Annotated in this window: 2 tRNA genes; both read left to right on the top strand. The window is 55.2% G+C overall.

Annotated features, from left to right (window positions below):
• The first annotated feature begins 151 nt into the window (after positions 1 to 151).
• Positions 152 to 228 (top strand) — tRNA-Ile (locus tag KVP10_RS21160).
• A gap of 20 nt (positions 229 to 248) precedes the next feature.
• Positions 249 to 324: transfer RNA gene (locus KVP10_RS21155), tRNA-Ala, on the top strand.
• Positions 325 to 754 lie beyond the last annotated feature (430 nt).

The raw sequence follows: 754 nt of genomic DNA, 5'->3' as shown, positions 1-754 counted from the left end.
TAACAAGGTAGCCGTATCGGAAGGTGCGGCTGGATCACCTCCTTTCAGAGCCAGGCACACGAAGCGTAAGCGTCCACGCTTATCGGTTGTTGTAGTACAGAGAGATCACGGCAGTCCGTCGCGCGGGGAAGTGGTGCGTGCGGGCCGGTGGGGGTCAGTAGCTCAGTCGGTTAGAGCACCGTCTTGATAAGGCGGGGGTCGTTGGTTCGATTCCAACTTGACCCACCAGTCTTGGGGTTTCGAGGCACGGGGGATTAGCTCAGCTGGGAGAGCACCTGCTTTGCAAGCAGGGGGTCGTCGGTTCGATCCCGTCATCCTCCACCAGTTCTGGCGGTGGCTGAGAGTCAAGCTGTGGTCGGTAGCGTTGTGGCAGTGGGTAACGCACAGGGTCTTGGGGCACCGGTAGGGTGTGGCCAGGGCGGTTGTGCGTTAGGCACTGTAATGCAGTGGCTAGCGCGAATCTGTACATTGTTCTTTAACAATCTGGAAGAAGCACAACAAAGTGTACTTGCGTACGCGGCCCGAGAGGGCGAAGGCCCGAAAGGGTTCAAGCGAACGCGAGTACGGGTTGTGATTGCATTAGATTTTTTGTTCAATAGTTCTCAAATACGTGGTTCGAAAGAGCTACGGCCTTTGAAAATGATGAACGGCACAAACGCGAATACTCAGAGAGCAAGAACCCTGTAGCACACAGTGTTATAGGATCAAGCGACTAAGTGCATGTGGTGGATGCCTTGGCGATCACAGGCGATGA

Origin of the sequence: Candidimonas humi, from assembly GCF_019166065.1 — a bacterium.
Lineage (GTDB): Bacteria > Pseudomonadota > Gammaproteobacteria > Burkholderiales > Burkholderiaceae_B > Candidimonas > Candidimonas humi.
Note: the sequence above shows the minus strand (reverse complement) of the source record. Positions and strands in the feature narration are given on the sequence as shown.